Source organism: Psychrobacter sp. FME6, from assembly GCF_014861365.1.
Lineage (GTDB): Bacteria > Pseudomonadota > Gammaproteobacteria > Pseudomonadales > Moraxellaceae > Psychrobacter.
The window spans coordinates 86036-94162 of sequence record NZ_RRYW01000002.1; the positions used below are offsets into that span (position 1 = coordinate 86036).

Genomic DNA, 8127 nt, shown 5'->3' on the forward strand with positions numbered 1-8127 from the left:
ATCATTAGCAGCGACAAAGGGCTTTTTCATGGCTAATTGATGACATGCCCTAGAAAGTTAATAACTTAATCGATAGAGTTTAACCCGTAAATGATGAAAAGCCTTAAGCCGCTATTTGGTAATAGTCAACCGCCACACATTGCTGATGACGAAATATCAATAGCAGATGTTGACTAGGAATGGCTAGCCAATGTCCAAACTCAAGACTGTCGATGCCTTGATTTGATAAATTTTGCGTACAATCGTGACGGCTATATCCTAAGTAGTTTTCTATGATTTGGTTTTGAGCAAGAAGGTTTGGCATGGCTTTTCTATCCTTAATATTAATGATAAATTTGAATAACAGCATCATAAAATAAAGAGATAGAAAACCTGTGTAGGAATGATGAAAATTCTATGGATTATCATAATTTTTTATTCTTTAGCCAAAGGTAGGGTTAAGCTAACCATGACACCAGAACGCTGATTCTCATCAGTACCAATTTTATCGTTATTAGCATTGACGTTATTAATAGTTACCTGACCTCCATGATGTTCAATCACTTGCTTCACTAAAGTTAAACCAAGTCCCGAGCCTTTTTTGAGGGTGCTACTAGCCATGCTAGGTGGCGCTTGCTTAACGCCTTGTGCTGAATCCTCATTTGACGAATATTCTGATAAATGATTTGATGGATTATAAGCAGGTTGGCTCTGATGCGATAAGCTGAAATAACGGTCAAACGCTTTGTCAACGGCATAGTTAGGCAGCAATTTACCATCGTTAAAGATGTCAATGGTCACATTTCGCGCGGTACTATTTTGCGCTGAACTATGTTGCGTAATGCTGTGCAGATAAATAACGACTTTGCTATCAGCAAAATGGATGGCATTATCCAATACATTTTGCAGTACTTGTACCAACCAAAACTGGTCAGCGAAAACGCTGGTATTTGCCAAGATATCTGGTGATAAAAGGGTTGTTTCAGTAACCTGCTTTTCGTCAAGATAGATATCGATAGCTGGCAAGTGTTGCTGTTGCAACTTAGCAGCGTTGTCTTTTGCGAGGGTCCGTAATAATGGTAATAAAGGCGTCAGCTGCCGATTCAGCTTAAAGGTTGGTTGCTCAACCTTAGCAAGCAGCAGTAATCGATCAATTAGCTGCTGCATTTTGATACTTTGTTCACCGATGGATTGGATCAGCATCTGTTGATCTTCTTCATCAAGTCCGTCATCTTCTAGCAACTCACTACTAGCGCGAATGGCGGTTAAGGGACTTTTGAGCTCATGGGTAAGCGTATGGACATAATCGGTGACATAAGCGCGGTTTTCCAATCGATGCTTCATAGATTCAATGGTATCTGTCAGGCTATTGAGTTCATGACCTAAGTAAAAATACGGCTTTTTGGTATCTTCTGCTAGCGCACTGGTGTATTGGGTCACTAAACTGATGCTTTGCTTGAGCCACCATGCGACCAATCCTGCTAATATAAGAGCGGCAATACTCATGAATAGCGCTGTGATAAGCATACGATTGCGCGTATTGTCCAAATAAGGCAACACGCTAGCAATAGGTTTACCGACGCTGACCACACCAATCAGATGACCAGTTTCATCCTTGATTGGCTGCGCCACATACATAATTGTACCATCGCGCTGATTATAATCTCGCGTGGTACTTCTCGCGCCATACTGACCTTTTAAGGTTAAGTACACATCATTCCAGCGACTGTAATCTCGCCCTTCGTCATTGTCAGGCTCGGGTAAAGAGTCGTATATGACCAGGCCTGTATCATCCGTTACGTATATCCGAAAGCTACTATAGCTTTTGTTTTTATACTCTGGGTCTTGAGTTTTACCAACCGCTGGCATGCCAATAAATGCCGCATCAAGTCTTACTTGATAGACACCATCGTATAGCTGCCCTGAAGATAGTGGCATTTGCAAACTTGCCGCGAGCAGCTTACTGGTATCTAATAAGGTATCTTCCATGACTTGCTGTGCTGTCGGTTTGATATAACCAAACAGCTGAGTAAAGACGACCATACCGCAAATGATGAGTACGAGAGCAACTGCTAACCAAATCCTAAAAAATATACTCAAATTGAGTAGTCGTTTTGGCTCTGTTATTTGCTGTGCGGTGCCAATAGGATGCAATTTTGCATACCAGTTACTTTGGCTAACATGCTCGTTAATACGGTTATGGGTGTTTTGATTCATATTATTAGGCGTGTTCTTTGACGTTATAGAAAGTCAGTTTTAATCAAAATACGACTATGGGCATGCAGCTAGGCGGGGCACAATGCATAACCGAGGCCACGATGTGTATGTATCACCTCAACACTAGGGTCGATGGTCGCTAGCTGCTTACGAATTGACTTAACATGGCTATCTATCGTCCGCGCTAAGCGATGATCGGGATAATCGCTGACAGCATTGAGTAGCTGTTCACGGCTGAATACTTGGTTGGGCGCTTGTAGCAAGGTCAATAAAATTTTGCGCTCTGTGTTACTCAGCTCTAGCTTTTGCTCCTGCCACATTAACGAGTAATTAAGCGGTTGGTAGTGCCAGATGCCAGATTGGCATTCAAAGGTTAACGCTTGCCCTGACATATTATGCGAAGAGGCTGGATTTGCTGTATCGTTTGTCTCTATGGTAGTAGTCTGCTGCGAAAGCAAATGCTCACGTCGCCAAATGGCTTTTAGACGGGCAACCAATTCTCGTGGGCTAAAAGGCTTGGCACAGTAGTCATCGCCGCCCATCTCTAAGCCTAAAATACGATCGACCTCATCGCTACGCGCCGTCAAAAATACGATAGGGATATCCTTTAAAGCATCAATATCGGCTGTATGACGTATTTGTTGGCAGAGGCTAAGACCATCACCATCTGGTAACCCAACATCCAATATGATCGCTGATAAATCTTTTGCCTCATCGCTATGTAGCATCGGTAGGACGCTACTGGCATTATCTAGCCACGTAATGTGCCAACCTTCACGCTTGCAAGTGACTTTAAGCGACATCGCAATAGCAGGGTCATCCTCTACCAATAAAATATGGGTCATAGGTTTTATATCACTATATAAGATAAGAAAATGGCTTAAGATACATAACTCATTTATGTCTAACCATTATACGAACATTGAAAAACAAGAGTAGGGCGTCATACAATGGTTAACGTATTGAGTATAAACCTACTGAATGATCGTAGCATAAAAGCCGTTCTAGCTTTTGGACCCAGTAAGTAAATGATGTGAAAAATTGATGAAAATTGGGGTTGTTAGCGAATAGTTTTTCTGACTGGCGGTTTTGTTTAAAGGCTGTAGAATAATCAGCAGTTTGAAAATAATACCAAGATAAAATATGTTGCAACGATATATCTCGTTAAGAATATAGAGTTGTTATGACTATAAAGGAAATTAGGCTATATGAGCAATTATTTAGATGCTGTGATTGTTGAGCATAATCCATCGCAAAAAAAAATAGATAGAGCCGTTATTTGGTTGCATGGCTTAGGTGCAAGCGGTCATGACTTTGAGCCAATCGTTCCGCAGTTAGGGCTGGCTGATAATATGGCCGTACGTTTTATCTTTCCACATGCGCCTAAGCGTGCAGTGACCGTCAATGGTGGAATGGTAATGCCGGCGTGGTATGACATTATAGAGATGAGCCTTGAGCGTAAAATTGATGTTACTCAGATTGAAGAGTCTTCTCAGCAAATAAGAGAATTAATCAGCCGTGAGCTAGAGCGTGGCGTGTCACCTGAGCATATTGTTATTGCAGGATTTTCACAGGGCGGAGCAGTGGCTTATCATGTCGCGCTCAGCTATCCAGAGCGCTTGGCTGGATTGATGACGCTATCTACTTATCTAGCGACTAATGACAATATCAACTATAGTACTGCTAATAAAAACATACCAATATTGATTGAGCATGGTACGCATGACCCCGTCGTTCCTTCTGTTTTGGGTGAACAGGCGCAGCAGCTACTATCAGAGAAGGGCTATAATGTTGTTTATCATACTTATCCGATGGCACATCAGGTTTGTATGCCGCAGATTCAAAATATCGGTAAGTGGCTAAATAAAGTTTTAGCTTAGCCCAATAGGCTGTAACGTAATGTAATAGGGGCTTATTACAGCTTGAAACCTGAGCTATATATCGTATATAATAGCCAGTCTTATTGGGGATGTTCTGGCTTCGACGCTGGTGATGAAACTCAATGATGCATGTCGAGAGTATATGTCCTCTCGTTAATCCAACATATATTGTTATAGTCGCAAACGACGAAACTTACGCTCTAGCAGCTTAAACCCTGCTTACTTGGTTGCTGATCACCTACAGTTGGTCAACTAAGTTGAAGCGTCCGCATGTAGGCTCGCCACAAGTGATTGTCTCAATTGCTTGGGTTCAAAAGTAGAGAATCGTCCAATCCATCCTGACTGTCGGATCGGTGCGGACTAAAACTAAAGACAGAAACTAAACATGTAGATTCATGAGCGTAATGCTGGCGGACGCGGGTTCAACTCCCGCCATCTCCACCAAATATTGTTAAAGAAGTCAGTCACTTAGGTGGCTGGCTTTTTTTTGGTTTAATCTTTCTATTAGCTACTATAGTCAAAGTATATAATGAAAGCTTTTGCCTCGGGCTAGTTTGGTATAGGTGTCAAATCACGCTTATCGATCCAACCAAATTTAGTACCATTTTTATAAGATACTTGTACCCAATCTTCATTTTGGTTGACGGCTTCAATCGAATCACCTTTAATATAGTAATTTGGTGATGATCTAGACTCAAAATCCTCTGTTAGTATCTCTGCTTTCTCTGATATGACAGTATATTTAGTAGGAGGCGAAGGACATTGACCAAGGATATCATTTTCGGAATTTTGAACCTCTAAATCTTCTGGCTCAGCGGTAGGGCTAGATACATTATAATCCGTTAGATGTTCGCAATAAAACGCATTATTACCCATATACCCCTTCACTATTACTTTTGCAATCTTCCATTCATCATTATCTAATGTAAAGTAATAGTCTTTATATGGGTAGCCTCGACTACCAAAATATGTTGATAAAATAAAGCCTGTACTATTAGTGCGCGGGGAAAGGCTGCTGAAGTAAAATAACCCATCTTCAGTATAATTAATACTATTTAAACTCAGCATATATTTATCATTAGGCACTCCTAAATATACGACCAAGTCGTTTCCTTGATAGCCACTTCCGCTTGAATTTAATTTATTAATATGAGTAATAACTTTATCATCAATGCCATCTCCATTGATATCAAAAGTGAAGATCTTATGTGTTTTTTTCTCATGCTTTTCTACAATATCTGTAAAAGAAAATGATTTAGGATCTTCCTTTATGTACTCCCCATCAATCAGATAAATATGGGTGCTACAACTCTTACCTGTATTATCTATAACTTTAATGGCGTTAGCGTCGGCTTTAGTATTTGCAGTTATCGACTCAATACCCCCACAATGCCATTCAGCTATTTCAAACATATAAGTGTGTAAAAATCCACTATCATCAAACAGAATAGCGTTGTATGTCAGATATTCTTCTGTTGTCGCAGGTAATATCAAAATTTGCCTATTAGCATCATTAGAGAAAACACTAATTCTCTTTAATGCACTTTTTAAATCTACTTCATAAGTATAATTAAAACGCCCATCAAACCCTTTGCTGACAACGCTACCATTCATTATTAAGGTTAAATCAGACTCATCATCACCAAATAGGTTGATAGAGATGGCAGTATTATCATGTCTAATGTCAATTTTATCCTGACTATTATCATAGACTATGGATGGATTTATTTTATTAAAAATAAGCGGGTTACTGTTATCCTCTAAGAGAGAGCTGTTTTCAATATTCGTTATGACTGTATTGTCATTTTTAATATCAGTTTTATTGATAGCATCATCGTTTGTATTAGTATCACCGTAGTTATTTGTGCATGATACTAATACAAAAATGAAAAAAAGAGTGATTATTATTCTCACTGTAGATCCCTTGTATTTAAGATACATTAGGTATGCCTGATTTTTGCTGTACTTTGTTGCAACCTTCTTTCTTCTTCAGACATCTCGTCATAAGTCTTTGAACCGCCCCGGGATTGTCGGAGACTTAATATTCTGAGAGAATACGACAATGAAAAAACAAACCTACACTCCTGAGATGAAAGAACGCGCCGTTCTCATGCTGATTGAAGCGTCGAGCGATTACCCCTCCACATGGTCAGCCATTTAAGCCATTGCCCCTAAGATTGGCTGCACACCTGAAACCTTACGATCATGGCATAAAAAGCACATCGATCAAACTATTCCTGCCTCAGTGCAAGCGCAAAGTGACAAAGAGCGCATCAAAGCGCTTGAACGCGAGAATAAAGAGCTTAAACAAGCTAATGAAATTATACGCAAGGCTGCGGCTTTTTTCGCCCAGGCGGAGACGGGCCGCTGACTAAAACCATGATTCAATTCATCGACGACAATAAACATCTTTATGGGATCGAGCCAATTTGTAGAGTATTACCGATTGCCCCGTCAACCTATTATCGTGCTAAAGACTTGGAGAGCTGCCCTGAAAAGCGCTCATTACGCAGTCAACATGACGACTATTATATCAGTGAGATTAAACGCATCTGGCAGGACAGTAAATGCCGTTATGGTGTCCGTAAGGTATGGCAGCAGATGAAATCTGACGGGTTAAAGGTTGCTCGTTGCACCGTAGAGCGTTTAATGAGGCAGCATGGCTTACAAGGCGTTTGGCGTGGTAAGGGTAAGACTACCACCAACAGCCGTGACGATCAGAAGCGCGCTGATGACTTGGTTAATCGCAACTTCAATGCGCATCGCCCTAATCAGCTATGGGTGGCTGACTTTACCTATATCAAGACGACAAGCGGCTGGGTATATACCGCTTTTATCATTGATGTGTTTGCTCGCACTATCGTCGGCTGGAAAGTATCGAGTCGCATGAATACCGATATGGTGATGGCAGCATTAAATCAAGCGATAACAGATAGAAACAATCCCAAAGATGTCATTCATCACAGTGATCGCGGGGTTCAGTACTTATCCATTCGCTACACAGATAAGATGAAGGACTCTGGCATCATTGCCTCGGTCGGCACCACAGGCGATTCATACGACAATGCCTTAGCTGAAACGGTCAATGGTCTGTATAAGTCCGAGGTGATTGAGTATCTACAAGAGCAATGGCACGGTGTGAACGATGCTGAACTGGCAACCCTTGAGTGGGTAGACTGGTTTAATAAAACCCGTTTACATGGCACGATTGGATATGTGTCACCCTTTGAGTTTGAAAAGCGGTATTATGATAGTTTAATCCTGTCAGGCATCGCTGCCTGACTCAAGTAAATCACTCTCCGATAAAGTCGGGGCGGTTCATTGTTGTGGTAAACAAGAGTGTAAGGCGTTGCTTATTTTTTTCAACTATTTCCCAATTCTATACAGCCCCTAATATAAGCGACCCCAGTATGGGCAAAAGCGTCAATTTTACCACGGTGTCTACCTTTACTCCAAACACCATAATGCCAACCAAAATCCCAAACTGGAGATCCAGTTCTTGCACTATTGTATGCATCTGGATTAGTTAAGCTCTGCACGCCTGGGTGCGTAGTTCCTTTAACCGATTTAATCAGTTTCTCCCCTAACATTAAATGAATCTTAGATTAACACATGAAGTGCAATACCAAATGCGAGGTGAAAAAAAGACCTAGATGCGCTAGCATCAAAGTTTTTATCCACCGCCAAAGTGAGATTGCAACCATGAACTATACACATCTAAGCCTAGGGGAACGATACCAGATTTATGCCCTGATAGGGGCAGAACATAGTATTAAATTTATAGCTCGAGCATTAGGCAGAAGTCCCAGCACCATATCAAGAGAGATCAGACGCAATAAAAGCCTTCGAGGTTATCGGGTTAATCATGCTCATAACAAGGCTTGTGACAGACGAGCAAACAACGCCGTCACTATTATTACTGATATCTGGTGTTGGGTTACAGACAAGCTAAAAGACAGCTGGAGTCCTGAACAAATAGCCGGAGTTCATGGTGGTATTAGTCACATGAGCATCTATCGCTATATCTGGCGTGACAAGAGACAAGGCGGCA

Annotated in this window: 6 protein-coding genes, 1 other RNA gene, 1 pseudogene and 1 other annotated feature; of the genes and pseudogenes, 4 read left to right on the forward strand and 4 right to left on the reverse strand. The window is 41.1% G+C overall.

The window, feature by feature from the left end:
- Window positions 1-103 precede the first annotated feature (103 nt).
- The 3 genes from EI162_RS00695 to EI162_RS00705 all read right to left on the reverse strand — a co-directional run bounded on the left by EI162_RS00695 (window position 104) and on the right by EI162_RS00705 (window position 3041).
- Entirely contained in the window at window positions 104-304 is a 201-nt protein-coding gene (locus EI162_RS00695; protein ID WP_192522512.1) for a hypothetical protein, read from the reverse strand.
- A gap of 110 nt (window positions 305-414) precedes the next feature.
- Window positions 415-2196: a two-component system sensor histidine kinase CreC gene (gene creC / locus EI162_RS00700; protein WP_192522513.1), complete on the reverse strand. Its 1782-nt coding sequence runs from the start codon at window positions 2194-2196 to the stop codon at window positions 415-417.
- A 68-nt stretch (window positions 2197-2264) separates the two neighbouring features.
- A complete protein-coding gene (locus EI162_RS00705) occupies window positions 2265-3041 on the reverse strand; it encodes a response regulator (protein WP_192522514.1) in 777 nt (258 codons plus the stop codon).
- Between the two features lie 363 nt (window positions 3042-3404).
- Between EI162_RS00705 and EI162_RS00710 the strand changes: the two genes are divergently transcribed.
- Both EI162_RS00710 and ssrA read left to right on the forward strand, forming a co-directional pair.
- Complete coding sequence (locus EI162_RS00710) at window positions 3405-4076, forward strand: alpha/beta hydrolase (protein WP_192522515.1); 672 nt, start codon at window positions 3405-3407, stop codon at window positions 4074-4076.
- A gap of 85 nt (window positions 4077-4161) precedes the next feature.
- Window positions 4162-4520: a transfer-messenger RNA gene (gene ssrA, locus EI162_RS00715) on the forward strand.
- A 105-nt stretch (window positions 4521-4625) separates the two neighbouring features.
- Here ssrA and EI162_RS14820 read toward each other — a convergent pair.
- Entirely contained in the window at window positions 4626-5990 is a 1365-nt protein-coding gene (locus EI162_RS14820) for a GW dipeptide domain-containing protein (protein WP_318779279.1), read from the reverse strand.
- A 148-nt stretch (window positions 5991-6138) separates the two neighbouring features.
- Here EI162_RS14820 and EI162_RS00730 point away from each other — a divergent pair.
- Window positions 6139-7358: pseudogene (locus tag EI162_RS00730) on the forward strand (IS3 family transposase).
- Window positions 6414-6530, forward strand: a sequence feature (AL1L pseudoknot). Its footprint overlaps the pseudogene before it by 117 nt.
- 420 nt (window positions 7359-7778) lie before the next feature.
- A partial coding sequence (locus EI162_RS00735) for a helix-turn-helix domain-containing protein (RefSeq protein WP_192522518.1) occupies window positions 7779-8127 on the forward strand: 349 nt, incomplete at its 3' end.

Bases quoted from the DNA above. Each gene is read 5' to 3' on its own strand.
- EI162_RS00695 (WP_192522512.1), bottom strand. From the start codon at position 304: ATGCCAAACCTTCTTGCTCAAAACCAAATCATAGAAAACTACTTAGGA.
- creC (WP_192522513.1), bottom strand. From the start codon at position 2,196: ATGAATCAAAACACCCATAACCGTATTAACGAGCATGTTAGCCAAAGT.
- EI162_RS00705 (WP_192522514.1), bottom strand. From the start codon at position 3,041: ATGACCCATATTTTATTGGTAGAGGATGACCCTGCTATTGCGATGTCG.
- EI162_RS00710 (WP_192522515.1), top strand. From the start codon at position 3,405: ATGAGCAATTATTTAGATGCTGTGATTGTTGAGCATAATCCATCGCAA.